This is a genomic window from Cupriavidus lacunae (assembly GCF_003353055.1).
GTDB classification, from domain to species: Bacteria; Pseudomonadota; Gammaproteobacteria; order Burkholderiales; family Burkholderiaceae; genus Cupriavidus; species Cupriavidus lacunae.
In genome coordinates this window covers 56339-81090 of the sequence record NZ_QKWJ01000031.1, presented here as the reverse complement: position 1 = coordinate 81090, position 24752 = coordinate 56339, and the positions used below count along the sequence as shown (strand labels likewise).

19 protein-coding genes are annotated in these 24752 nt (G+C 69.6%); 7 read left to right on the top strand and 12 right to left on the bottom strand.

The annotated features are described in order from the left end of the window. Nucleotides 1-198 (bottom strand): aldehyde dehydrogenase family protein (locus tag DN412_RS22895; RefSeq protein WP_425267440.1); only part of this gene is annotated, 198 nt, incomplete at its 3' end. A gap of 294 nt (nucleotides 199-492) precedes the next feature. On the opposite strand from DN412_RS22895, the gene DN412_RS22890 reads away from it, so the two are divergent. Then, a complete protein-coding gene (locus DN412_RS22890; RefSeq protein ID WP_115213673.1) occupies nucleotides 493-1380 on the top strand; it encodes a LysR family transcriptional regulator in 888 nt (295 codons plus the stop codon). A 53-nt stretch (nucleotides 1381-1433) separates the two neighbouring features. Here DN412_RS22890 and DN412_RS22885 read toward each other — a convergent pair whose 3' ends face one another. From DN412_RS22885 to DN412_RS22875, 3 genes are all read right to left on the bottom strand, one after another. Then, nucleotides 1434-2366, bottom strand: a complete 933-nt coding sequence (locus DN412_RS22885; RefSeq protein ID WP_115213672.1) for an alpha/beta fold hydrolase — start codon at nucleotides 2364-2366, stop codon at nucleotides 1434-1436. 123 nt (nucleotides 2367-2489) lie between these two features. Further along, nucleotides 2490-2909 (bottom strand): Cu(I)-responsive transcriptional regulator, encoded by a 420-nt coding sequence (gene cueR / locus DN412_RS22880; RefSeq protein ID WP_115213671.1) that lies wholly within the window; start codon nucleotides 2907-2909, stop codon nucleotides 2490-2492. Next, a complete protein-coding gene (locus tag DN412_RS22875; protein WP_115213670.1) occupies nucleotides 2906-5401 on the bottom strand; it encodes a heavy metal translocating P-type ATPase in 2496 nt (831 codons plus the stop codon). Before DN412_RS22875 ends, cueR begins: the two co-directional genes overlap by 4 nt. A 196-nt stretch (nucleotides 5402-5597) precedes the next feature. On the opposite strand from DN412_RS22875, the gene DN412_RS22870 reads away from it, so the two are divergent. Beyond that, on the top strand, nucleotides 5598-5798 hold the full coding sequence (locus DN412_RS22870) for a heavy-metal-associated domain-containing protein (protein ID WP_078198310.1): 201 nt from the start codon (nucleotides 5598-5600) through the stop codon (nucleotides 5796-5798). Nucleotides 5799-5860: 62 nt separating this feature from the next. Here DN412_RS22870 and DN412_RS22865 read toward each other — a convergent pair whose 3' ends face one another. Together DN412_RS22865 and DN412_RS22860 are read right to left on the bottom strand one after the other, a co-directional pair. Beyond that, entirely contained in the window at nucleotides 5861-6583 is a 723-nt protein-coding gene (locus tag DN412_RS22865; protein WP_115213669.1) for an OmpW/AlkL family protein, read from the bottom strand. Nucleotides 6584-6865: 282 nt separating this feature from the next. Further along, the gene (locus DN412_RS22860) at nucleotides 6866-8854 is read right to left on the bottom strand and encodes an alkyl/aryl-sulfatase (protein WP_115213668.1); all 1989 of its coding nucleotides are present in this window, start codon (nucleotides 8852-8854) and stop codon (nucleotides 6866-6868) included. A 181-nt stretch (nucleotides 8855-9035) separates the two neighbouring features. On the opposite strand from DN412_RS22860, the gene DN412_RS22855 reads away from it, so the two are divergent. Then, the gene (locus DN412_RS22855) at nucleotides 9036-9668 is read left to right on the top strand and encodes a TetR/AcrR family transcriptional regulator (RefSeq protein WP_115213667.1); all 633 of its coding nucleotides are present in this window, start codon (nucleotides 9036-9038) and stop codon (nucleotides 9666-9668) included. On the opposite strand, the gene DN412_RS22850 is transcribed toward DN412_RS22855, so the two are convergent. Together DN412_RS22850 and DN412_RS22845 are read right to left on the bottom strand one after the other, a co-directional pair. Continuing rightward, complete coding sequence (locus tag DN412_RS22850) at nucleotides 9669-10619, bottom strand: delta(1)-pyrroline-2-carboxylate reductase family protein (protein WP_115213666.1); 951 nt, start codon at nucleotides 10617-10619, stop codon at nucleotides 9669-9671. Between the two features lie 56 nt (nucleotides 10620-10675). Further along, nucleotides 10676-11692 (bottom strand): aldo/keto reductase, encoded by a 1017-nt coding sequence (locus tag DN412_RS22845; RefSeq protein ID WP_115213665.1) that lies wholly within the window; start codon nucleotides 11690-11692, stop codon nucleotides 10676-10678. Nucleotides 11693-11803: 111 nt separating this feature from the next. Here DN412_RS22845 and DN412_RS22840 point away from each other — a divergent pair, with 111 nt between their 5' ends. Next, complete coding sequence (locus tag DN412_RS22840; RefSeq protein ID WP_115213664.1) at nucleotides 11804-12727, top strand: LysR family transcriptional regulator; 924 nt, start codon at nucleotides 11804-11806, stop codon at nucleotides 12725-12727. On the opposite strand, the gene pbpC is transcribed toward DN412_RS22840, so the two are convergent. From pbpC to DN412_RS22820, 4 genes are all read right to left on the bottom strand, one after another. Beyond that, nucleotides 12717-14942, bottom strand: coding sequence for a penicillin-binding protein 1C (pbpC, locus tag DN412_RS22835; protein WP_115213663.1), 2226 nt, complete (start codon nucleotides 14940-14942; stop codon nucleotides 12717-12719). The two genes, DN412_RS22840 and pbpC, sit on opposite strands and share 11 nt — an antisense overlap. Then, a complete protein-coding gene (locus tag DN412_RS22830) occupies nucleotides 14939-15643 on the bottom strand; it encodes a lysoplasmalogenase (RefSeq protein WP_115213662.1) in 705 nt (234 codons plus the stop codon). The genes pbpC and DN412_RS22830 overlap by 4 nt, the downstream gene beginning before the upstream one ends. After that, nucleotides 15640-21711 carry an alpha-2-macroglobulin family protein gene (locus DN412_RS22825; protein ID WP_115213661.1) on the bottom strand — a complete coding sequence of 2024 codons (6072 nt, stop codon included), beginning with the start codon at nucleotides 21709-21711 and terminating at the stop codon, nucleotides 15640-15642. The genes DN412_RS22830 and DN412_RS22825 overlap by 4 nt, the downstream gene beginning before the upstream one ends. 109 nt (nucleotides 21712-21820) lie before the next feature. Beyond that, complete coding sequence (locus DN412_RS22820; protein ID WP_115213660.1) at nucleotides 21821-22306, bottom strand: Lrp/AsnC family transcriptional regulator; 486 nt, start codon at nucleotides 22304-22306, stop codon at nucleotides 21821-21823. Between the two features lie 167 nt (nucleotides 22307-22473). On the opposite strand from DN412_RS22820, the gene phhA reads away from it, so the two are divergent. The 3 genes from phhA to DN412_RS22805 all read left to right on the top strand — a co-directional run bounded on the left by phhA (nucleotide 22474) and on the right by DN412_RS22805 (nucleotide 24726). Beyond that, the gene (gene phhA, locus DN412_RS22815) at nucleotides 22474-23403 is read left to right on the top strand and encodes a phenylalanine 4-monooxygenase (protein WP_115213659.1); all 930 of its coding nucleotides are present in this window, start codon (nucleotides 22474-22476) and stop codon (nucleotides 23401-23403) included. Between the two features lie 149 nt (nucleotides 23404-23552). Beyond that, on the top strand, nucleotides 23553-23852 hold the full coding sequence (locus DN412_RS22810) for a 4a-hydroxytetrahydrobiopterin dehydratase (RefSeq protein WP_010811305.1): 300 nt from the start codon (nucleotides 23553-23555) through the stop codon (nucleotides 23850-23852). Between the two features lie 169 nt (nucleotides 23853-24021). After that, nucleotides 24022-24726: a response regulator transcription factor gene (locus tag DN412_RS22805; RefSeq protein WP_078198322.1), complete on the top strand. Its 705-nt coding sequence runs from the start codon at nucleotides 24022-24024 to the stop codon at nucleotides 24724-24726. Nucleotides 24727-24752: the final 26 nt, after the last annotated feature.

Here is a 24752-nt window from a genome sequence, read left to right as displayed (position 1 = left end):
GCGGCGCAGCGGCGGGGTGTCGGCCCAGGCGGGGAAGGCGGCCTTGGCGGCGGCGACGGCATCGGCCACGTCCTGCGTGGTGCCGAGTGCCACGCGCGCGGCGACTTCGCCGGTGGCGGGGTTATAGATATCGGCCAGACGCCGCGATGCGCCGCGTGTCTGCCGGCCTGCGATGGCATGGCCGATGAGGGTCTGCACCGCGCTGGCTTCTGCAAGGATGTCTTCCACTTCCGCTCCTGAATGCTGGGTCGCTGACGGCATGCGGCTTGCCCGATCTTTGCGTCTGATGAAGACGCTGGTGCAGGCATCCTCCAGTCTTGCACTGGTATCGATGCCTCGCTGCACAAGGCGTGCCGGGCCGTACTGAGCGCAAGCTTGGTGCAGTTGCGCGGCCCCGTCCAATGATTTATCGTCAATCGCAATATAAGCGGCGCAAAATATTGCGCCGCACCACGCCACCGTTGCTGCGCCAACTCTCGCCCCGAAATCGTCTTGGACCTCCACCACCTGCGCGCCTTCGTTGCCGTCGCGCGCGAAGGCAACCTGACCCGCGCCGCGCAGCGGCTGCACCTGACCCAGCCCGCGGTCAGCCTGCAGTTGAAAGCGCTGCAATCGGCGTGGCGCATCCGGCTGTTCGAGCGCACCGCCGCGGGCCTGACGCTGACCGCCGACGGCGCCGCGCTGCTGCCGCTGGCCGAGCGCATCCTCGATGGCGTGGGCGACCTGCAGCACACCGTCAGCGCGATGCATCACACCGTGCGCGGCCGGCTGGCGATCGGCACCATCCTCGATCCGGAATTCACGCGGCTGGGTCCGATGCTGCGCACGCTGGTGGAACGCCATCCGCAGATCGGCACCGAGCTGCGCCACGGTATGTCGGGCTGGGTGCTGCAACAGGTACGCAGCGGCGCGCTCGACGTGGGCTTCTACCTGGGCCAGCCGCCCGATGCCGGCTTCCATGCGCTGACGCTGACGCCGTTCTCGTATTACGTGGTGGCACCCAAGGGCTGGAAAGAGCGCACCGCGCTGCGCTCATGGGCGCAGCTGGCAACACTGCCCTGGATCTGGACGCCCCCCGAATCGGCGCACCACCGGCTTTTGTCCGCGCGTTTCGCGCAGGCGGGCGTCGACCCTGCCGGCGTGCCCAAAGTGGCGCATGTCGACCAGGAAGCGTCGATGCTGGACCTGGTGCGCTCCGGGGTCGGGCTGTCGCTGGTGCGCGACTCGATTGCGCTGCGCGAGTCGCATGCGCACGGGCTGGTGATCGTGGAAGGGGTCTCGGTGCAGACCGAGCTGACGCTGGTCTGCCTGGCCACGCGCCGCGACGACCCGGTCGTCGCAGCCGTGTTCGGCGTAGCCGAGTCCGTGTTCCGTACCTAGTCCGCTGAATCACTGAAATTGGTCGGTGCCTGCCATTTCAATAATTCAGCGGACTAGCGCTGCGGGTTCTCCAGGCGACGCTGCAGCCAGTCGGTCAGCGCCGCGAACACTTCGCCGCGCAGCGGCTGCGCTTCATTGAAGATCTCGTGGTAACCCTGCTCGAACCAGACTTCTTCGCGCAACTCGGGTGGCGCGTTGTCGAAGAAGGTGCGGCTGCCGGCCGGGTCCACTACGTGGTCGGCGCCGCCGACCAGCATCAGCGTGGGTGCCTCCAGCAGCGCGGCATCGGCCTGTGCCTGCGCCATGCCGCGGATAAAGCTCTCCAGTACGCCGGCGGTGATGGTGGTCTGCACCAGCGGATCGGCGCGGTAGGCGGCGACCACCGCGGGATCGTGCGACAAGTGCCGCGCATCGATCGGATTGGGCACGCGCAGCCGCGGCGCCAGCGCCAGCAGCACGCGGTGCAGCGCCAGCATCGGCCCCGACAGCCGCAGCGCCAGCGCGGGCGAGGACAGCACCAGCGCGCGCACCGGGCGCACGCGCGCGGTGGCAAAGCGCGCCGCGATCAGCCCGCCCATGCTGTGGCCCAGCAGGATCGGCAGCTCATGCCAGCCAGGCATCGCGGCATCGTAGATCTCGGCAAGGTCGTTCAGGTAGATATCCGGATGGTCCGCCACCATGCGCGCGCCGCCGCTGGTGCCATGGCCGCGCAGGTCGTGCGCGCACACGCGCAACCCCAGCCCGCACAGCACATCGGCCACGTGCTGGTAGCGTCCGGCGTGTTCGGCAAGCCCATGCACCAGCAGCACAGAGCCAAGCGGCTCCGCGAAGCGCGCGGGATCGGGCTGCCACGTGCGCAGCAGCAGCTCGGTGCCGTCGCGCATGCGCTGGCGGCTCTGCACCGGCACATGCGTGCCGGCAGGGGTATCGGCAGGCATGCCGGCCATACGGGCAACAGCAGGATCGTCCGTCATCGGTTGTTCCATTCGCGCAGGTCTCCTGGCGGCACAGAGGGCTCGCAAAGCGCCGTGCCGGCTGTCGTTATTCTTGGTTGTGCTGCTGCTTGCTACCTTGCTTGCTACCTGATTTTCCCGGCACTGTATGACCCTTCAACCGTGGCAGGCCACCTTGTCCTGCGCTTGTGGCTCTGCCATGTCGGCCAGGATCGGGCAGTCCGGCCGGTCGTCGCCGCTGCAGTGCTGCGCCAGCTCGCGCAGCGTGTCGCGCATGGCGGCCAGCTCGGCGATGCGCTGCTCCAGCTCGGCCACATGCCGCAGCGTCAGCGCCTTGACGTCGGCGCTGGCGCGGCCGCGGTCATGCCACAGCGACAGCAGGTTGCGGATCTCGTCGAGCGAGAATCCCAGATTACGGGCGCGCCGCACGAAGCGCAAGGTATGCACCGCGCGTTCGTCATAGCGGCGGTAGCCCCCTTCGGTGCGCGGCGGCGGCGCCACCAGCCCGATCGATTCATAGTGCCGGATCATCTTGGCCGACACGCCCGAGGCCTGTGCCGCTTCGCCGATATTCATGACTCGCCTCCTTGCCCGGTGGATGCCGTACCGGCTTGCGCACGCCAGCGGCGCAGCAGCAGCGCATTGCTGACCACGCTGACGCTGGAGAACGCCATCGCCGCGCCCGCCACCACCGGGTTCAGCAACCCGGCCGCGGCCAGCGGAATTCCCACCACGTTGTAGAAAAAGGCCCAGAACAGGTTCTGCCGGATCTTGCGCACGGTGCGGTGTGACACCGCCAGCGCATCGGCCACCAGTGCCGGGTCGCCGCGCATCAGCGTGATGCCGGCGGCGTGCATGGCCACGTCGGTGCCGGTCGACATGGCAATGCCGACGTCGGCCGCCGCCAGCGCCGGCGCATCGTTGATGCCGTCGCCCACCATGGCCACCACCGCGCCATCGCGCCCAAGCGCCTGCACGCGGGCGGCCTTGTCCTCGGGCAGGACTTCGGCCTGCACATCATCCAGCCCCAGCGCCTGCGCCACGCGCGCCGCCGCGCCGGCGTTGTCGCCGGTCAGCATCACTGTGCGCACGCCGGCGGCGCGCAGCCTTGCAATCGCCGCCGGCGCGCCCGGCTTGATGGCATCGCCGAACGCGACCAGGCCGGCCACGCGTGGTGGCGTGGTTTCGACCAGCCACGACACGGTGCGGCCTTCCGCGCGCAGCTGGTCCGCCACCGTGGCCAGCGTACCGGCTTCTGCGCCCAGCGATTCGCGCAGGCGCTCGCTGCCGAGCTGCAGCGCGTGGCCGTCCACCACACCGGCAATGCCGCGGCCCGGCAGGGCCTGCACGCCGCTGGCCTGCGGCACGGCGATGCCGCGCGCCTGCGCTGCGGCCAGCACGGCGCGGGCCAGCGGATGTTCGCTGCCGGCCTGCAGCGCGGCCAGCCGCGCCAGCAGTGCGCTGGCGTCAGCGTCGGCAGGATCGGCCGCATGCAGCCCCACCACTTCCGGCTTGCCGACCGTCAGCGTGCCGGTCTTGTCGAACGCCACCACGCTGACCCGGTGCGCAATCTCAAGCGCCTCGGCGTCCTTGATCAGGATGCCGGCGCGCGCGCCGGCGCCGGTGCCGGCCATGATCGCGGTGGGCGTGGCCAGCCCCAGCGCGCACGGGCAGGCGATCACCAGCACCGCCACGGCGTTGAGCAGCGCCGTCTCCCAGTCGCCGGCAAAGAGGCCCCAGCCCAGCACCGTCACCAGCGCGATACCCAGCACCACCGGCACGAACACCGCGCTGACATGGTCGACCATGCGCTGGATCGGCGCCTTGGCTGCCTGCGCGTGCTCGACCATGCGGATGATGCGCGCCAGCACGGTTTCTGCGCCCACCGCCTGGGTGCGCGCGACCAGCAAGCCTTCGAAATTGATGGCGCCGCCGGTGATGCGGTCGCCGGGCTGCTTCGGCACCGGCACGCTTTCGCCGGTCAGCATCGATTCATCGGCATGGCTGATGCCTTCGATCACTTCGGCATCCACCGGGATGCGCTCGCCGGGGCGCACCACCACTTCGTCGCCCACGCGCACCGCCGCCAGCGGCACGCTCTGCTCCACGCCGCCGCGGCGCACACGGGCCGTATCGGGGCGCAGCGCCGCAAGCGCGCGAATGGCATCGGCAGTCTGGCGCTTGGCGCGCGTCTCCAGCCACTTGCCCAGGCGCACCAGCGTGATCACCACCGCCGCGCTCTCGAAGTACAGGTGCGGCATGGCGTCGGCGCTCGCGCGCCACATCAGCCACAGCGACAGCCCATAGGCCGCGGTGGTGCCAAGCGCCACCAGCAGGTCCATATTGCCCGCGCCGGCGCGCACCGCCTTCCAGCCGGCCTTGTAGAAGCGCCAGCCGAACACGAACTGCACCGGCGTGGCCAGCAGCCACTGCACCCAGGCGGGCAGCATCCAGTGCACGCCGAACCATTCCAGCACCATCGGCGCCACCAGCGGCAGCGACAGCGCCGCCGAGATCGCCACCGGCCAGGGGCCGTCCCAGAAGGCAGTGCCCTGCCCGGCTTGGGCCACCGGCGATGCGGCATCGGCCACTGGCGTTGCGCCATAGCCGGCGCGCGCGACCGCGGCCGCCAGCGCCGCAGTATCCGCCGCGCCGCGCAGCAGCGTGACGCTGGCGCGCTCGGTGGCCAGGTTGACCTGCGCCTCCATCACGCCCGGCACCGCGCGCAGCGCCTTTTCCACCCGGCCCACGCACGAGGCACAGGTCATGTCGGCGATATTCAGTTCGATGGTGTCCTGCGGCACGGTGTAGCCGGCATCGGCCACGGCACGCGCGGCGGCCGGCAACACCGCGCCGGAGTCCGCGCGCAGCGTGGCGGCTTCAGTGGCCAGGTTGACCGCAACGTCGCGCACGCCCGGCACCTGGGCCAGCGCCTTCTCCACGCGGCGCACGCATGAGGCGCAGGTCATGCCGTCGACTGGCAGGCGCCACTCGGGCGTGCCGTCGGCCGGCAGCCGGTCGTCCGTCCGGACAGGTTGGGAAGCAAGCACAGCGCTGGAATCTGGCATGGTTCTGAGTCATCCACAGTGTCGATGTCAGCATCATGGACCTTACCATCATTGGAAGGTCAAGGTCGGGGCGAGATGCCGTCACCGCCACGTCGGCACCAGCAAAATACCGCTTGCGCTTCCCACCATGGGAAGCCTCAAACTATATCTGTCGCGGCACCCTGCCGCCGTTTCATCCGTTCGGGAGAGTTCCACCATGATCCAGTTCCAGGTCGAAGGCATGTCGTGCAACCACTGCGTCGGCGCCATCACGCGTGCCGTGCAGGCGGTCGACCCCGCCGCGCGCGTCAGCGCGGATGTGCCCACCCAGGCCGTGCGCGTCGAGAGCAGCGCCGATACCGAGGCGCTGCGCGATGCCATCGAAGAAGCCGGCTATCCGGTCAGGTCGGTGGCATAAGCCGCCACCGCCAACAAAAAGGGCACCCCCCGGGGTGCCCTTCCGCTATCCGTGCGCCGCGCTCAGAAGCGGTAGCCCACGTTAAGGAACGTCACCACCGGATCGATCTTGATCTTGGTGTGCGACTGGATCGTCACCGGACCCGTCTGGGTGGTGAAGGTCGCGCGGGTCGACAGCGGCACATACGATACCGACAGGCCGACCAACCAGTGATCGTTGATGGCGTAGTTGGCGCCGATATTGAACACCGGGTTCCACGACGGCGCCGCGCTGGCGGTCATGCGCGCGCCCGGCCCGAACTCGCGGTTGACGAAGTTCTGGTTGGTGATGGTCTCGCCGGTAAACCACGTGTAGTTCACGCCGATGCCGACATAGGGACGGAACTTGGTCTTGGCGTCAAAGAAGTGGTACTTGACCAGCACCGCCGGACTCCACTGCCTGACCTTACCCAGCTTGCCATACTGGGCAAAGCTGCCAGTGCCCGTGACGTCGTGGTTGGGCGGAATGCCAACGACGAATTCGCTGGAGATGTTGTCGGTGAAATAGTGCGTGTAGGCCAGGCCCAGCGTATCGGCGGACTCGATCTTCGCGCCGGTGTTCGGTTTGACCTGGTTTACCGGCCGGCCGGCAACGCTGTCGATGGTCAGCGGATCCGCGGAGCTGTTCGGCATCACGCGGAACCAGCCCAGGCTGACGATATTGCTGCCGGCCGACTGCGCGTGTGCGGCTCCGGCCAGCGCCATCACAGCGCCTGCCGCCAGCATCTTCTTATAGGTCGATTTCATAATCCTCTTACTCCTCTTTCGGTTACTGCCGCGTGCATTATCCGGCTAGCGGGTACGTGACTGTTTCACCGATGACACTGATTCATAGAGGACGCCCCCTAAATGGAGGGTTAACCACTAAAAAAACAGGAGATTAGCGGCCTTCAGGGCGGCCGTTCGAGGCATTCACGCAACGTTTTATGCCGCGCACAGGAAAAAACCCTCATTAAAAAGAGGTTTTATGGGCCAGACGCGCAACAGAGGCTGCCCGCCTGCCCCATCCTGGTGCCGTTCGGTGTGCCTTCAGGGCGTCACGATGGCGAAGTTCGGCTCGGACTTGTCCATCAGCGCCGCCCAGGCCGCCAGCGCCTGCGGGTCGCCGTCCACGCGGGCACGGCCTGCCTGGGTCTCGGCCTGCAGCGTGGTCTGGCCGGCCAGCACGCCCATCAGCACGGCGCGCGGCATGGTCAGCGTGGCCTGCGGCGAAGCGTGCTGCGCATCGGGCTTGTAGCGGAACACGCCGTTCTCCACGGTCAGCGCAAAGCGCTTGCCGGTGTCCGGCTGTACCCAGTTCAGCGCCAGCGTCTTGCCCGCGGCGCGGTCGCCGTTCAGGCTGATCGCCAGGTAATCCAGGAACATGGCGTCGGTCATGGCGCGCAGCACGTCCGGGCTGCCGGCACGGCGGCCGGCCTTGGGCGCGCCGCTGCGCAACTCGGCGGCACCGGTCAGGTAGGCATTGCGCCAGGTCGAGGATTCGGCCTGGTAGCCCAGCTGCTCCAGCGCGTCGGCTTCCAGCTGGCGGGCCGCCTGGTTGGACGGATCGGCAAACACCACGTGCTTGACCACTTCGGCCACCCAGCGGTACTCGCCGCGCGCGTAGGCTGCGCGCGCCTGCTCCAGCACACGAGACGCGCCGCCCATGAATTCGACGTAGCGCTTGCCCGCCTCTTCCGGCGGCAGCGGGTTCAGGTTGGCCGGGTTGGCGTCATACCAGCCGAGGTAGCGCTGGTACACGGCCTTGGCGTTGTGGCTGACGGTGCCGTAGTAGTCGCGCAGGTGCCATTCGGCGGCCAGCGACGGCGGCAGCTTCACGCGCTCGGCGATCTCGGCCGGCACGTAGCCCAGGTTGGCCAGCCGCAGCGACTGGTCGTGGATGTACTTGTAGCCGTCGCGCTGCTTGCCCAGGTAGGTGACGATGTCCTGGCGGCCCCAGGTGGGCCAGTGGTGCTGGGCGAACAGGACGTCGGTGCGGCCGCCGAAGCGGTCGATGGTCTCGTCCAGCGCGCGCCACCACTGGTTGGCGTCGCGCACCTGGGCGCCGCGGATGGTGTAGAGGTTGTGCAGGTTGTGGGTGGCGTCCTCGGCCGCGCACAGCGCCTTCCACTGCGGGAAGTACATCAGCATCTCGGCCGGGGCCTCGGTGCCCGGCGCCATCAGGAATTCGATCTGCACGCCGTCGATGGTGCGGCTTTCACCGGTCTTGTGGATCAGGTCCGTGGGTGGGATCAGCGTCAGGGTCCCGTGCGCGACCGATTTACCCAGGCCCGCATCGACCTGCCCGGTGGCCGAGCGCGGCAGGTTGAAGCCATACATGTACTGCGCGCGGCGGCTCATGGCGTTGCCGGCGAACACGTTCTCGCTGACGGCCTCTTCCATGAAGCCTTCCGGAGCCAGCACCTTGACCCGCCCGGCCTTCACGTCGTCTTCGCTGATGACGCCCTTGACCCCGCCGAAGTGGTCGCCATGGCTGTGCGTATAGATCACCGCGACCACGGGCTTTTTGGGCCGGTGCTTGAAGTACAGGTCGAGGCCGGCGCGCGAGGTCTCCATCGCGGTCAGCGGGTCGATCACGATCAGGCCGGTGTCGCCCTCGATGATCGTCATGTTGGCGATATCGAAGCCGCGGATCTGGTAGATCCGGTCCGTCACCTGGAACAGCCCGTTGTGCATATTGAGCTGGGCCTGGCGCCACAGGCTGGGGTTCACAGTGGCCGGCGCCGTGTCCTGCTTGAGGAAACCGTAGGGGTCCAGCGCCCACACCACGTTGCCCTTGGCGTCGCGGATCTCGGTATTGTCGAGCGTGCCGATAAAGCCACGGCGCGCGGCCTCGAAGTCGCGCCGGTCGTTGAACGGCAGCTGTTGCAGCACGGCCGCATTGGTGCGGACAGTGGCATCGGTGGCGGGATTGCCCGCGGTGGCCGGGGCGGGGGCGGCGCCGGCAGTGCCGGCAAGGCTGATGGCGGCTGCGGCCAGCGCGGCGGCGGCGGCGGCAATGGCAGTGGGGTACGGCATCCTGGTCTCCTGGAAATCCTGGGCCGGACGTCCGTATCCGGCCTGCAAAGCTGCTGTAATTGTGCTGAACGTTCAGTACAATACCGGAGTTTGCTGGCAGACCCGGGCCGCTGTCAAATAGGCATCCGGTCTGAATATTCCTAAATTGCCGCCGGCACCTACTGTCTTCCGCCCCCCGCCCATGCCCCCGACCCGCCCGGCCGCACAAAAGCCATCAGCCTCCGTTACCAAGAACCGCCGCGGCCTGGAAACCCGGGAACGCGTGATCGCCGTGACACGCGGGCTGATCAGCGCGCACGGCTACGCCGAGGTGACACTCGACCAGATTTCCGCCGAGGCCGGCGTGGCCAAGAGCAGCCTGCTATGGCATTTCGGCAGCAAGGAAATGCTGCTGGCGGAGGCCGCAACCAGCCTGTTCCGGGATATCGGCGAGGGGCTCGGCGCAGAGCCGCACCGGGGCAAGACCGCGGCGCGGCGGCTCGAAAACGCCTTCGACCGGGTGGCCGACTATTTCACGGCCAATCCGGAAGCCAAGGGTGTGGTGCTGGCGTTGTTGTTCTCGGGCAGCGTGCCGCCCAGCGTGCGCGAGGAAATCCGCCGCAGCTGGGACGCGCACGTGCAGAAACTGGCAGAAGCGCTGTCGGCGCCCGGCCGTCCGCTGCCCCCGGCGATGGCGCGCCTGATGGTGGCGACCATCCACGGCTGCTACTGCCACTGGTATGCCAGCGACCGCAGCGAGCCGATCGCCGGCTTCCTGGCGCCGGCGCGCGAACTCTTCAGCGACTGGCTGCGTGCGCGGGACGATGCGGCGTGATCAGCGGCTGGCCAGCACGCAGGCGGCCAGGTCCCACAGCGCATAGCCCACGCTCTTGAACACCAGCGGGCTGCCGGCGCGCGCGCGGATGGCATCGGCCTGCAGGATCGCGGTCTCGAATGGCTGCACGTCGGCCCAGTCGATGTCGGCCTGCAGCAGGTCGCCGGCCTCGTCCTCGATCCCGAACAGGGTATCGGCCAGCAGCCGGCCGCTATCCGCGGCGGCATGGCACAGCGCCGGCGGCAGTTCGCACATGTCGGGCCGGAACGCTCCCACCGCGGCAATGAAGTGATCGTCGCGCCAGAGGCCGCTGTCCAGGTCCGGCAGCACCGGGCTGCGGCTGGACGTGACCGTGACCACCATCGATACGCGCGGCAATACCGCCGCGACCGAATCAGCCACCTGCGCTTGCACCCCCAGCGTGCGCGCATGGGCGGCCAGTGCGTCGGCCTTGTCGCGCGTGCGCGAATGCAGCCACACCTTGCGCACGCCCAGTCCGGCCACGAAGGCCTCCAGGTGGGTCAGCGCCTGCACCCCGGCGCCGACGATCAGCAGCTCGCCGTCCTGGCGCGCGGCAAAGCACTGCGCCGCCAGCAGGGACACGGCGGCGGTGCGCCGTCCCGTCACGGTGGGACCGTCGAGCATGGCGATGCGCGCGCCGGTATGCGCATCGGCCACCACCACTTCGCCGAGGATATTGGGCAGTCCGCGCTGCGGGTTGCCGGGATGGACGGTGATGTTCTTGGTCATCACCAGCCTGCGGTTGCGCGCCGGCATCACCAGCAGCGTGCCCTCGCCGTCCTGCGCATCGCCCACCGGCAGCGCAATGCGCGGCGGCGCCATGGCGGTGCCGTCGCGCAGTTCGGCCAGCATGCCGGCGATGGCTTGCGCCAGTTCGGGATATGGCAGGCGCGCCGCGGTGCTGGCGGCATCGAGGGGGACGAGGGACATGCGCTGGCTCCGGCTAGACGTTGCGAAGCGCCATTATTGCGCATGCCCCACACACTTCAGCGCGCAAGCAAAGCCATCACTTGCGCGGCGTAGCGCGTACCCGCCGCTGCGCCGGCCGGGAACACCGCGTCGATGTCGGCCAGGTCCTGCGCATCCAGCCGCACCGCGAGCGCGCCGAGGTTGTCGTCCAGGTTGGCGATGCGGCGCGTACCCGGAATCGGCACCACCTGCGGCCCGCGCGCCAGCACCCATGCCAGCGCCAGTTGCGCCGGGGTGCAGCCCTTGTCCGCCGCCAGTGCGCGCACCTTGTCGACCAGCGCCAGGTTGCGCGCAAAGTTCTCGCCCATGAAGCGCGGGTTGGTGCGGCGGAAGTCGTCCTCGTCAAAGTCTTCCGGGCTGCGGATCGCGCCGGTCAGGAAGCCGCGCCCGAGCGGGCTGTAGGGCACGAAGCCGATCCCCAGGCGTTCACAGGCCGCGACGATGCCGTCCTCGTCCGCATCGCGGGTCCACAGCGAATATTCGCTCTGCAGGGCCGTGATCGGATGCACCTGGTGCGCGCGTTCGAGCGTTGCGGCACTGGCTTCGGACAATCCCAGCCAGCGTACCTTGCCGGCCTGCACCAGGTCCGCCATGGCCCCCACGGTCTCTTCGATGGGCACCGCCGGATCCACGCGATGCAGGTAGTACAGGTCGATATGGTCAGTGCCAAGCCGCTTCAGGCTGGCTTCGCAACTGGCGCGCACATAGTCGGGGCGGCCGTTGACGCCGCGCGTGGCCGGGTTGGCCGGGTCGCGCACCAGGCCGAACTTGGTCGCCAGCACCACCTGGCCGCGCCGCCCGGCGATGGCACGGCCCACCAGTGCTTCATTGGTGTGCGGGCCATAGACATCGGCGGTATCGAGCAGGTTGATGCCCCGGTCGAGCGCATGGTGGATGGTGCGGATCGATTCGGCGTCGTCATGCGCGCCGTAGAAGTCGCTCATGCCCATGCAGCCGAGGCCGAGCGGGAAAACGCTGGGGCCGGTCTGGCCCAGCTGGCGGAATGGTGTGGAAATGGCGTTGGCGGTCGTCATCAAGGGCTCCAGTTGGCCGATTGGATACCGGCGGTGCGTCGGCGATGCATCGGATAAGGCAAGTATGGGCACTCGACCCGCCAGGAAACAGCGTGCTACGCTGCAAGCATCATGAAGCCAGACTTCACAATCGATATCGATTCACTGCCCGCGCTCGCCGCCTTCGCGCGCGTGGCCCGCCTGGGCAGCTTTACCGCCGCCGCAGCCGCGCTAGCGGTCAGCCCCTCTGCGGTGTCGCAGACCATCCGCCAGCTGGAAGCGCGCCTGGGCGTGCGGCTGCTGCAGCGGACCACCCGCAGCGTCGGCCTGACCGAGGCCGGGGCCGCCCTGCTGGCGCGCGTGGAGCCGGCCCTGGCGGAGATCGGCGCCGCCACCGACGATATCCGCCAGCAGCGCGACATGCCCGCCGGCACGCTGCGCCTGACTACGCCGACCACCGCCGGCGCGCTGGTGCTGCGGCCGCTGCTTGCCGACTTCATGCGCGCCTGCCCCGGCATCACCGTCGACGTAATCACCGACGACCGCTTCGCCGACCTGGTCGCCGAAGGCTTTGACGCCGGCCTGCGCCTGGGCGAGGCACTGCAGCGCGACATGGTCGCGATCCCGGTCACCGGGCCGCTGCGCATGGTGGTGGCCGCCTCGCCCGATTACCTTGCGCGCCACGGCACGCCCGGCCACCCGCGTGAGCTGCACGCGCACGCCGGCCTGCAGTACCGCTTCGGGCCGCATGGCAGCGTCTATCGCTGGGAGTTTGTCGAAGACGGCCGCACCTTCACCGTGGACACGCGCGCCGCACTGATCGCCAACGACAAGACCCTGCTGCACCAGGCGGCGCTCGACGGCATGGGGCTGATCTACGAATTCCCGGTCCATATCCAGTCGGCGCTGGACAGCGGCCGGCTGGTCACGGTGCTCGACGACTGGCTGCCGCCGTTCGACGGCTTCTACCTGTACTACCCGGGACGCGTTCTGATGCCGCCCAAGCTGCGCGTGTTCGTCGATTTCCTGAAAGCCCGCGCCGGCCTCAGCGCTTAGCGGGGGTCGCCGGCGCGCGCACCGACGCGCCACGCACTTCGATGCCGATGCGGTCCACCACCTTGCCCGCGGCATCGAGCAGCTCCACCTGGTGCCGCCCCGGCCATGGCAGCCATGCCACCTCGCCGCCGCGCCCCAGCGGCTTGCCGTCCATGCGCCAGCTGACCGTGCGCGCGGTCTGACCGGCCACGCCCTCAGCATGGAACCACACGCGCTGCGAAGCGGGCGGCATGTCGGGATCGAGGGCAAACACGGTGCCGTCGGCCGGATTGGCGATCACCGGTGCGCTCGGGCGCGCAGCGGGTGCGCCTACGCTGACACGCGAGATCGCGGTGCCGGCGAGGAAGACTTCATCGCGCGCCGGTTCCAGCCCGTCGTCGAAGCTCAGCCCCACGCGCTGCACCCCGGCGGGCATGGCGGGTGCCAGGCTGGCGCGTGCGCCGTGCAGCGCTTCCATGACCTCATGCCAGACCGGCGCCGCGCCCGACACGCCCGAGACCTCGTGCATGCTGGCGCCGCTGGCATTGCCGACCCACACGCCCACGGTGTAGTGCTGCGACCAGCCGATGCACCAGTTGTCGCGCATGTCCTTGCTGGTACCGGTCTTCACCGCGGTCCAGAAGCGCGTGGTAAGCGGGCTGTCCAGCCCGAAGGTGCGTGCGCGCGCATGGCGGTCCGACAGGATGTCGGCGATCACGTAGCTCGCGCCCGGCTGCATCACGGCTTTTGCCGAGACGGCCGGCGCGCCTTCCCATAGCCGCGGCGCCGCGTAGCTGCCGCCGTTGGCCAGCGCGCGGTACGCATTGGTCAGCGCCAGCAGCGACACGTCGGCGCTGCCCAGCGCCAGGCTGTAGCCGTAGTAGTCGCCCGCCTCGGTCAGCGGCAGCCCCAGCGCCACCAGCCGCTTGTGGAAGCGGTGCGGGGTCACCATCACCAGCGTACGCACCGCCGGCACATTCAGCGACGCGGCCAGCGCCGCGCGCAGGCTGACCCAGCCGGCATAGCGGTGGTCGTAGTTCTGCGGCACGTAGAGCCCGCCGCCGACCGGCAGGTTGACCGGCCGGTCATCCAGCAGCGAGGCCGCCGTCAGCCGCTTCTCTTCCAGCGCCTGCTCGTACAGGAAGGGCTTGAGCGTCGAGCCCGCCTGGCGCGGCGCCGCCGCGTGGTCCACCTGCGCCGCGCCTGACAGCGCGCCCGACGAGCCCACGTAGGCCAGCACGTCGCCGCTGGCGTTGTCGATCACCACCACCGCGCCGTCCTCGACATTGCGCCCCGCCAGTTCGCGCAGGTGCCGGTCGAGGCTGGCCACGGCCACGCGCTGCGTGCGTGCGTCGAGCGTGGAGGTGATGCGCGCAGGCATGGGTACGCCCGTTGCCAGTTGCGAGCGCGTCTCGCCGACCAGGCGCCGCGCCAGGTGCGGTGCAAGCTGCGGCGACGCCGCCGACGGCGTGGCCGCAGCGGCACGCTGCGCCACCGGCCCCGTGCGCAGCAGCGCCAGTTGCGCAAAGCCTTCCAGGCCATCGCACTCGCGCGGCAGGCGCATCTCGCGCAGGATGCCGCAGGCGCGGCTGGCCACCTGCCCGGCTTTGGCATTGGGCGCGCGCACCAGCGCCACCGCCAGTGCCGATTCGCGCGCGTTGAGTCCTTCCGGATACTTGCCGAACAGCACCTGCGACATCGCCGACAGGCCCACCAGTTCGCCGCGGAACGGCACCAGGTTCAGGTAGGCCTCCAGGATCTGGTCCTTGCTCCAGCCGCGCTCCAGCGATGCCGCACCCGCGGCCTGCCCCAGCTTCTGCGTGAGGCTGCGCCCCTGCCCCGCCGCGCCCGGCCGGCGCAGGTCCGCATCGAGCAGGCCCGCCAGCTGCATGGTCAGGGTCGAGGCGCCGCGCGTGCGCGTATTCCACAGATTGGCCCAGGCGGCGGCGGCCACGCCCTGCCAGTCGACCCCGCTGTGCGCATAGAAGCGCCGGTCCTCCGACAGCACGATGGCGGTGCGCAGTGCGGGCGAGGTATCGGCCAGCGCCACCCAGTCGCCGCGGCGCGCACGGAAGTCGTCGCGCACGCGGCCCACGGTGTCGCCGTGGCGGTCCAGCACCACCACGTCCGCACTGCGCCAGTCGGCGCGGACCTGCTCGAACGCGGGCAAGGCCGCGGCCGGCGCGGACCACGCCAGCGCCGACACCAGCACGACAATGGACAAGCCTGACTTCATTCCTGCCTGCGTCCCGATACCAGGCCGGCCACCAGCAGCACCTGCGCCGCGGCGTAGGTCCACCAGATGCCAAGCTGGAAAGAGTCGAACGGCACCAGGAAGCGCGCGATGCCGATCATCATGTCCGATGCGGCAAAGCTCAGCGCCCCCAGCGCCGCCAGTGGCGTGGGCAGGCGCGCCACCAGCGCGCTGCAGACCATGGCCGCGAGCACGCCCACGTACAGCGCCACCGGCACCGTCAACGTCCCCAGGTTGGGCCAGAAGCGGCCCAGCATGGTGCCCGCCACGCCCAGCATGGCGCCGCACGCAACCAGCCGGTGCGGGCGGGTGTCGCCCGCCAGCGGCACCAGCAGGCGCAGGTACGCCAGGTGCGCCAGCAGGAAGGCGCCGAGCCCGCCCATGAACGAAAACGACAGCGCCGGCAGCGCCAGCAGGAAATCGCCGAGGGCCGAGAACAGCAGCGCCGTGACCAGCCAGCGGCGCTCGCCGAGCGGGCGGTGGAACCACGCCGCGCGTGCCAGCAGCAGCGCCATCGCGGTCTTCCACATGGGCTGCATGGCGATTTGCCCGGTCAGCGGCGCGCCGTCAGGCAGTTCCATCGCGACCTGCACCAGCAGCGCGCCGTAGACAATGCCGGCCATCGCACCCGCGAGCCACCACTCGCGCACGCGCGCCGGCATCATCATCGCCAACCAGCTCATGGGCGCGCCCCTACCGCCAGCCGCGGGTTAGGCGCCACGCCGAACACGTCAGGCGCGTACATCGCTTCGACGCGCGTGGGCGGCAAAGCGAAGTCGCCGGCATTGTTGAGCCGCACCGTGTACTCGACCGAGACCGTGCCCTTCGGCATGTAGCCGAAGTACTCGCGGTAGGCCTGCGGCGTGCGCTCGATATAAGCCGGCCAGGCCGCGCCCTTGCGCTTCTCGCCGCGCGTGGCGATGGCCGAGTCGCGGCCCAGGCCGCTGCCCAGGATGGTGGCGCCGGCAGGGATCGGATCGCTGACCACCACCCAGGTCATGTCGGCCTGCGCGTCGATCTCCAGCTTGACGCGGTACACGTCGCCACGCGACCACTTGTCCTTCACCGCCTGCTCCTGCGGGGTCACGGTGCGCTTGATGCGGTAGCCCGCGGCCAGCGGCGCGGTCACCGGCACCGCCGCCATGGCGCGCACCGTGGCCCACGGCTGGCCGGCGCCGGCGTGATCCACCTGCAGCGTGCCGCCCTCGGTGCCAGCCGGCCACGGCAGGTCGACGCTGCCCTGGGCCACGCCGTCAGTGCGCTGCGCGCGAGCCCAGTCGAAACTGCGCGAGGCATCAGCCGCATGGCTCACGCTCACGCGCGTGGTGCCCGCCACCGGCGTCTTCTCGAACGCCTGCGCGAAGCGCGTCACCGCCAGCATGCCCCACGCGTTGGCGGTGGTGGTACCCCAGGCGCCATGCACCTGGCGGCCCAGCAGCCCGGTCGCCAGTTGCGGCGCGTCCTCCTTCCAGCCCGGCAGCTCCGACGCCAGCGCCAGCAGGCGCGCGGCATTGGTGTCGCCGCCGGCCATCATCCACCACCAGTTGTCGTTGCGCTCGGTGGAGAACGCCAGGCGCGTGCCCTGCACCGTCAGGCGCGAGCGCAACAGCTGCTGGGCCTCGGCCAGGCGTTGCTCGCGCTGCGGGATGTCCTGCATGCGCGTGAGCAGCAGGGCCCAGTCCAGCACGGCCGAGGTCGGCCATTGCGCCGGCAGGATCTGGATCGATCCCAGCATGCGCGCCTGCGCATGGCCGGTGCGCGACAGCGCTTCGAGCGCGGCCAGCTTGCGCACTTCCAGGTATTGCGTGCTGTCTGCCGGCGACCAGCTGTCGCGGCGGATGCGGCCTTCGACAAAGTCGGTCAGGCCGCGCTCCATCTGCGTGCGCTGCGCGTCGGGGATGCGCAGCGCCAGCCCGGCGCGCGCGGCCTCATCGGTCACCGCCAGCAGGTAGGCGGTCAGCACTTCGCTGCCGTAGTCGCTGTCGGCGTTCAGCGGGAAGTACGAGGCGAGGCCGTTGGCATCGAGGTAGGACGGCAGCTGCGTCATCAGCGCGTCCCACGCGGCGGTGTCGTTCAGGCCGATGGCTTTCGATGCGCGCTGCTCCAGGCAGGTGAACGGGTAGTTGCGGAACCACTCGCGCACGCCCGGCATGCCGCCCGCCAGCGACGACTGGAAGTTGACCTGCAGCCCGCCGCGCACCTTGCCCGCCGGATCGGCCAGCGCGCCCGGCGGTGCCTTGACCGGTACCGACAGCGACGGCGACACCTGTGCCAGCGTCGCCTGCTGCACCGTGACCGGCACCGCCGGCACGATCTGCTGCGACACCTTGATGCGGTCAGACGCGGCACCCGTGCCCTGCTCGCTAGCCTGCACTTCCCACATCACCGTACCGCTGCGCGAATACGCCAGCAGCGCGGGCGCGGTCACGTCCCAGCCGATCTCGCGCGCTTCGCCGGCAGGGATCTGCACGGTCTGCGCGGGCAGGCTGGTCTCGTTGTTAAGCAGCGTGCCGCGCGCGCTGGCCTGCACCGTCATGGCGCGCCTGGTGGTATTACGCAGCGTGAACATCGCGCGGTAGCGGTCGTCCTCGCGCACCAGCAGCGGCAGGCCGGAAATCACCTGCAGGTCCTGCGTGGCGGCGATGGTAGCGCTGCCAGTGCCGAAGCGGCCGAGGCCGAGGTCGGCCACCGCGACGATGCGGAAGCTGGTCAGCGAATCGTTGAGCGGCACCTCGATGCTGGCGCGGCCCTCGGCGTCGAGTTGCACGCGCGGGTTCCATAGCAGCAGCGTGTCGAACAGCTCGCGCGTGGGGCTCTTGCCCCCGCCGCCGCCCGCCGGCACCGCCTTGCGCCCGTAGTGGCGGCGCCCGATGATCTCCATCTGCGCGGTCGATGTTTCCACGCCGTAGCCGCGCCGCTGCAGCATCGCATCGAGCAAATCCCAGCTGGTGTTGGGCATCAGCTCCAGCAGCGCCTGGTCCACCGCGGCCAGCGCCACTTCGCCGTTGGCGGCGGGTTTGCCGTCGGGCAGCTTCACCTGGATCGCCACGCGCGCCTTGCCGCGCACCGGATAGCTGGCCTTGTCCGGGGTCACGGTGACGTCCAGCCGGTGACCCGCATTGCCGACGCGGATCTCGGCCAGCCCCAGCCGGAAGGCCGGCTTGGACAGGTCGACCAGCGCGCTCGGCGCGGCATACTCGCGGCCTTCGCTGCGGAACGCGCGCCACCACTCGCCCGGCTGGCGCCAGCCCCAGGTGAAGAACGAATACCAGGGCACCTCATGCAGGCGCCCGCGCAAGGCCAGTACCGACACGTAGACGTTGGGCCCCCACTCCGGCTTCACCTGCACGCGCACGGTCGGATCGCTGCCGTGCAGTTCGACCACCTGGGTCTGGTAGATGCCCTCGCGCTCCACCGCCACCAGCGCGGTGGCGTGGCGGAACGGCATGCGCACCTGGAACACCGCGGTGTCGCCCGGCGCATAGGACTTCTTCTCGGGCAGCAGGTCGATGCGGTCATGGTTCTCGCCGCCGAACCACAGTTCGCCCTGGCGCGTGACCCAGACCGTCGACGCCGCCTGCGCGGTGCGCCCGTCCTTGTCGCGCGCGCTCGCCACCAGTTCGATCTGGCCGGCCTGCTCCAGCGCCACGTCGCAGCGCGCGCGGCCCTGCGCATCGGTGCGGGTCTCGCACACGGTGCCAAGGTCGCGCGTCTCGGTGCGGTTGTCATAGCGGTAGAAACCGCCCACCACGCGCTTGCGCGCCGAGGTGGTAATGCGTGCCCGCGCATTGATCTTGACCGGCGCATCCGCCACCGGCTTGCCGTTGACGTCGAGCACCACGCCATGCACGGCCAGCTTCTGCCTGACCGAGACCCAGCCATCGGTGCGGATGCCGGCCACCACCGCCGCCGGCCATACCGGCACGGTCTGGCGCAGCGTCTGGATCTCGCCGTTGGGGTCGGCAAAGCCGGCTTCGAGCAGCAGGTCGCGCGGCGCGTCGGTCTTGGGCAGCTTGCGCAGCGTGACGGTGCCATTGCCGTTCTTGTCGAGCGTCACCGGCAGCTTGTCGGCGACCAGCTTCTGGCCGTCGGCACTGGCATCGCCCTGCTGGTCCTCATCCATCTCCTGGTCGCCGCTGGCGCTTTCGCGCTGCGCGCGCGGCGGGTTGAACGAGAACTCGTCATAGCCAGGGAAGCTCACGTACTTGTCGCGCAGCAGCGCGGATACGCGCACGGGCAGCCCGGCCGCACCGCCGCCGGAGAGATAGTGGATCTCCACGCCGACCGGCAGCTCGGCAGGCGCGACCACTGGCCCCGCCTTGCCTGCCACCTGCAGCGTGCCGGCCAGCACCGGCAAGCGGAATGCCTCGACGCGGAAGCTGCCGCTGGTATAGCTGCGCGCGCCGCCAGCGTCCTGCACGCCATCGCCCTTCTGCGTTTCCAGCTCGACGGTATAGACACCGAGCTTGGCCGCGGGCGGGACCTGGAAGGTGCTTTCCGCGCTGCGCCCGCCGGTCGCGGTCTGGCGCCATTGCAGCGGCAGTTCGTAGGTCTGGCCGCTGCCCTCATGGCGGATCACCACGCGCGTGGGCAGCGGGCGGCCGGCCGGCGGCAGGCCGAAGCCCAGCGCGGTCTCGGCGCGGATCAGGTGCTTCATCGACACGGTCTCGCCGGCGCGCAACAGCGTGCGGTCGAAGATGGTGTGGGCGCGCACCGTGGGCGTGGGGCTGGTGTCGGTCGGCACATTGAAGCGCCAGGTCTCGATGCCGCGGTTCCAGTCCGACATCACGAAGGCCATGTCGGCCTTGCCGCGTGCCTGCGGGTGCCTGGCGTCGATGCGTGCGGAGACGAAGTAACCGGACAGCCCGTTCTGGTCGCAGGCGCCCTCGGGCGCGGCAGCCAGCTTCGCAAAGCGCACCACGCCGCTGCCATCGGTGCGGCCTTCGCCGAGCAGGCGGCCGCTGCAGTCGCGCACCGCCACGGCGGCCTCGGCGACCGGCTTGCCGTCGTCCAGCCCGGTGACCCAGGCCAGCCCGCTGCGGCTGCCATCGTCTTCATTGCCGGCGCTGCGGCCCAGCTTGAAATGCACGCCCAGGTTGGTCACCAGCGCCGCGGTGCGCACGTACATCGGCGCGCGCTTGCCCAGCAGCGCCTCGCCCAGCATCGGCGAGGCGATCTCCACCACATGGAAGCCCGGCTCCGGCAGCGGGATGCCGACTACCTCGAACGGCCGTGGCGCATCGCCCGAGGGCTTGGGCACATCCAGCTTCTGCACGCCGGGGGCCCGCTCGAGCAGCGACACCGAGCGCGTCTCGATCGACACGGCATTGCGCGGATTGTTGACGCGATAAGGCGAGCGGCCCGCCAGCACCGCGTCGAGCTCGGCCCGGGTGTAGCTGGCCTCGTGCATGCGGCGCACCAGGCCAAACCACTGCATCACGGCCGCGTCATCGTCCACGCGCAGCTTCATCACGGTGCCGGCCCTGGCCTGCACGCCGCGCACGGCGAGGTCGGCCTCGACGTTGCGCAGCGTCACTGGCAGCAGCGGCGGATAGTCGGCCGGCGACTTGCCGCGCGGCAGCTCGCCGAAGCGCTCCACCACGCCAAACGGCGCCGCGGCAAACTTGGCCAGCGGCGGCATCGATGCCGTGGCGACCTTGAGCGGGAACAGGTCGGCATTGGCCAGCGAACGACCGCTGTCGTCCTGCAGGTTGCGCGGCACTTCGATAGTGAACTGCGCCTTCTCCGCGAACGGCGCGGCAAAGGTCAGCGCGCTGACGCTGGCGTCCGGCGCCAGGTCGGGACCGAACTGCGGCGCGCGCGTGCCCGACGGGGTCTTCAGCACCACGCTCTCGGCCAGCTTGCGCGGCACTGGCGAGGAGAAGGTGACCGACATCGGCCGCAGCGGCGTGCACGGCGACTGCGCGTGCTCGCGCTCGCAGCTGAAGCTGGCGGTGAAGGGCTCGCGCACGGTGTAGTCAAAGCGGCGCTCGTCACGTGTGGCCACGCCCGACGGCGTGGCAATGCCCGCGCCCAGCACCAGTTGCACCCGCGCCGCGGCCGGCAGCCGCTGCTGGCAGGCAAGCAGGTGCACGGCATCCGGCGCCTGTTTGGCGAGGCGATCCCAGTGGATGGCGTCGAGCACGGCATCGCGCTCCTTGCTAGTCAGTAGCCGCACCGGGATGCGCTCGCCCAGCCCTTGCGCCTGGCACCAGGCGTGCTCGCGCACCGAGGCCGCCGTGGCGGCGCCGTTGAAGCGCAAGGCAAAGACCTGGTCTTCCTCGATCTCTCCGCCCGAGGGCCGGCTGGACACGACCGTCGGGCCGCCGGTCTCGAAACGGTATTCCGGCTTGCCGGCATAGGCGGTGCCGGCCTCGCTGCGCAGGCCGGCGCGCATGCGCACGGTGCAGCGCACGCCCGGCGGCAGGTCGCTGGCGAAGTCGTAGACCCAGTTCTTCGCGTCGATCCAGCGGGCCTGGCCGCTGGTGCTGGCGCCGGTGCAGGAGACTGCCGCGGGCGCGGTGGCCTGGACGTCTCCCATCGGCACCATGGCCTCGTCGAAGCGGATCGCCACCTGCCGCACCTGACCAACCGTGCCTTCGGGGGAGAAGCGCGTCACCTGCGCGGCCTGGGCGCTGCCGGCGGCCAGGATTCCCAGCGCGGCCGCCAGGGCCAGGGCTGCGCGCGGCACATGCCATTGCATTGGCGACCTGCCAAGACCCCGACCGGCTCGGGCGACGATTCCCTTCATGCTGCCATCCTCCGTTCCCGCCACGTTTGCGGCACCCGGCGAGGGTGACACGCACGCCACAGGAGCGCAAGACCAGCACGCAAACCTGCAACGCGCCATGGGGAAACTTTTAGCGCAGGTGCGACAGCGGCAGCGGGCCGTCGCACTTGATCGCGGTCAGCACGATATTCGAACGCACGCTTTCCACGCCGGGCACGCGCATCAGCCGCTTCATGGTGAATTCGGCCAGCGTGGGCAGGTCGGGCACCACCACGCGGATCAGGTAGTCGGCCTCGCCGGCCACCGAATAGCACTCCTGCACCTCTTCCAGCAGCAGGATCTCTTCACGGAAGCGCTCGATGATGGTGTCGGCATGGTGGGCCAGCTTGACACTGATAAACACCATCACCCCCAGGCCCAGCGCCTGCGAGGACAGGTTGACGCGGTAGCCGGTGATCACGCCGTCGGTTTCCAGCCGCGCCAGGCGGCGGCCAACCTGGCTGGGCGACAGGTGCACGCGCTCGGCCAGCTGCTGGTGGGTGGTGCGGCCGTCGGCCTGCAGCGCGGCCAGCAGGGCCAGGTCGAAGGGGTCGAGGGAGACACTCTGGGCTGCCATACACAAATCCCGCATTTCATGATCTGACGATGCACATTATATGCACGACAAACCCAAAACAGGCGGATTATGCGGCCAGATTGCGTCCCCTGACGCCTAAACTACGCAGTAAATCCGCATTCACGCTGCCGCCGATGCAGCAAGCACGCATTCAGGAGACGCGCACCATGTCCATCGCCACGGCCACCGAAGCCCCCGGCGCCTTCCAGGGCACCCTGACCGACAAGCTCAAGGAACAGTTCGATGCCGGCCTGCTGTCCGGCCAGACACTGCGCCCGGACTTCACTATCGCCCAGCCGGTGCAAAGCTACACCAGCACCGACCACGCCATCTGGCGCAAGCTGTACGAGCGCCAGGCCGCGATGCTGCAGGGCCGCGTCAGCGACGAATTCCTGCAGGGCCTGGGCACGCTGGGCATGGAAAAGGACCGCGTCCCCGATTTCGACCAGCTCAACGAGACCCTGATGCGCGCCACCGGCTGGCAGGTCGTGGCCGTGCCCGGCCTGGTGCCGGACCAGGTGTTCTTCGAGCATCTGGCCAACCGCCGCTTCCCGGCCAGCTGGTGGATGCGCAAGCCCGAGCAGCTGGACTACCTGCAGGAACCGGACTGCTTCCACGATGTGTTCGGCCACGTGCCGCTGCTGATCAACCCGGTCTTCGCCGACTACATGGAGGCCTACGGCAAGGGCGGCCTGAAGGCGGCCGGCCTGGGCGCGCTGGAGATGCTGTCGCGGCTGTACTGGTACACGGTTGAGTTCGGCCTGATCCGCACCCCGCAAGGGCTGCGCATCTACGGCGCCGGCATCTTGTCGAGCCAGGGCGAGTCGATCTACAGCCTCGATTCGGCCAGCCCCAACCGGATCGGCTTCGACGTGCGCCGCATCATGCGCACGCGCTACCGCATCGACACCTTCCAGAAGACCTACTTCGTGATCGACAGCTTCGAACAGCTGTTCGACGCCACCCGGCCGGACTTTGCGCCGTTGTATGAAGAACTGCGCGCGCAGCCCACGCTGGGCGCGGGCGACGTAGCCCCGGACGACCAGGTGCTCAACGTCGGCACCCGCGAAGGCTGGGCCGATACCGAAGACATCTGATCCGGCGCCCGCCTGCAAACCCGGGTCGCCCTGCCCCGCTTCCCGCTTTGTGAAACAATGCCGGCATGCCCGCCGCCTCGGCGCGGGCGGGCCGGCTGTCCGCGTTTTGCGACCTTCGCTTTTTCCCCAAGATTCAGATCGAGCCCATCATGACCCCTCTTTCTCCGCAAGCCCGTGCCACGCTGCTCGCCGACCTGCCCGGCTGGACCACCGTCCCGGACCGCGACGCGATCTTCAAGCGCTTCACCTTCCATGACTTCAACGCCGCTTTCGGCTTCATGACGCGCGTGGCGATCCAGGCCGAGAAGGCCGACCACCACCCGGAATGGTTCAACGTCTACAACCGGGTCGACATCACGCTGTCCACGCACGATGCCAACGGCCTGACCCAGCGCGACATCGACCTGGCCCACTTCATCGAGCGCGCGGCCGACGCGGTGACGGACTGAGCCCGGCCGCGGCAGCGCCTGGATCGGGCGGCCAGGCATTCCGGCTGTAGGCAATCCGTAAGGAACCCGGGGCCTGCGCCTTGTACAATCTGCGGCAGGCCCGCACCTCCCGTGTGCGCCACAAGGCCTTCCCTCCAGCCATGCCCAACGTCCTACCCGAGCTGCCGCCATGCGTATCCTGCTGATCGAGGACGACCGCCAGATTGCCAGCGGCGTCGAAGCCGGCCTGTCCCGCGCCGGCCACCAGGTGCGCGTCGTCCATGACGGCGTCTATGCCACCGAACACCTGCTGCGCGAGCAGCACGACCTGGTCATCCTCGACCTGGGCCTGCCCGGCATCGACGGCATGACCCTGCTGGCGCGCTACCGCGCCCGCAACCGCACCACCCCGGTCATCATCCTGACCGCGCGCGACGAGCTGGAAGACAAGCTCTCCGGCCTGAACGCCGGCGCCGACGACTACCTGATCAAACCCTTCGCCCTGCCCGAGCTGGAAGCGCGCGTGCGCGTGCTGCTGCGCCGCAGCCAGCACGGCGAGGCCGCCCCCGAGCGCGACGTGCGCCTGGGGCGCCTGCGGCTGTCGGGCAACGACCGCCGCATGTTTATCGACGCCCGCCCGCTGGAACTGTCGCCGCGCGAGTTCGCGGTGCTGGAACTGCTGCTGCAGCGCCAGGGCCGCGTGGTCAGCAAGGCGCAGCTGCAGGACCACCTGGCCACCTTTGCCCACCCCGCCGGCGAGGGCGGCGACACCGTCGGCGACACCGCGATCGAGGTCTACGTGCACCGCGTGCGCAAGAAGCTGGAAGACAGCGATGTCGAGATCGTCACCGTGCGCGGCTTCGGCTACCTGCTGCAGATCCGCGCCGGAAAATGAAGCCCCCGCTGCCCTCACGCCCCCCG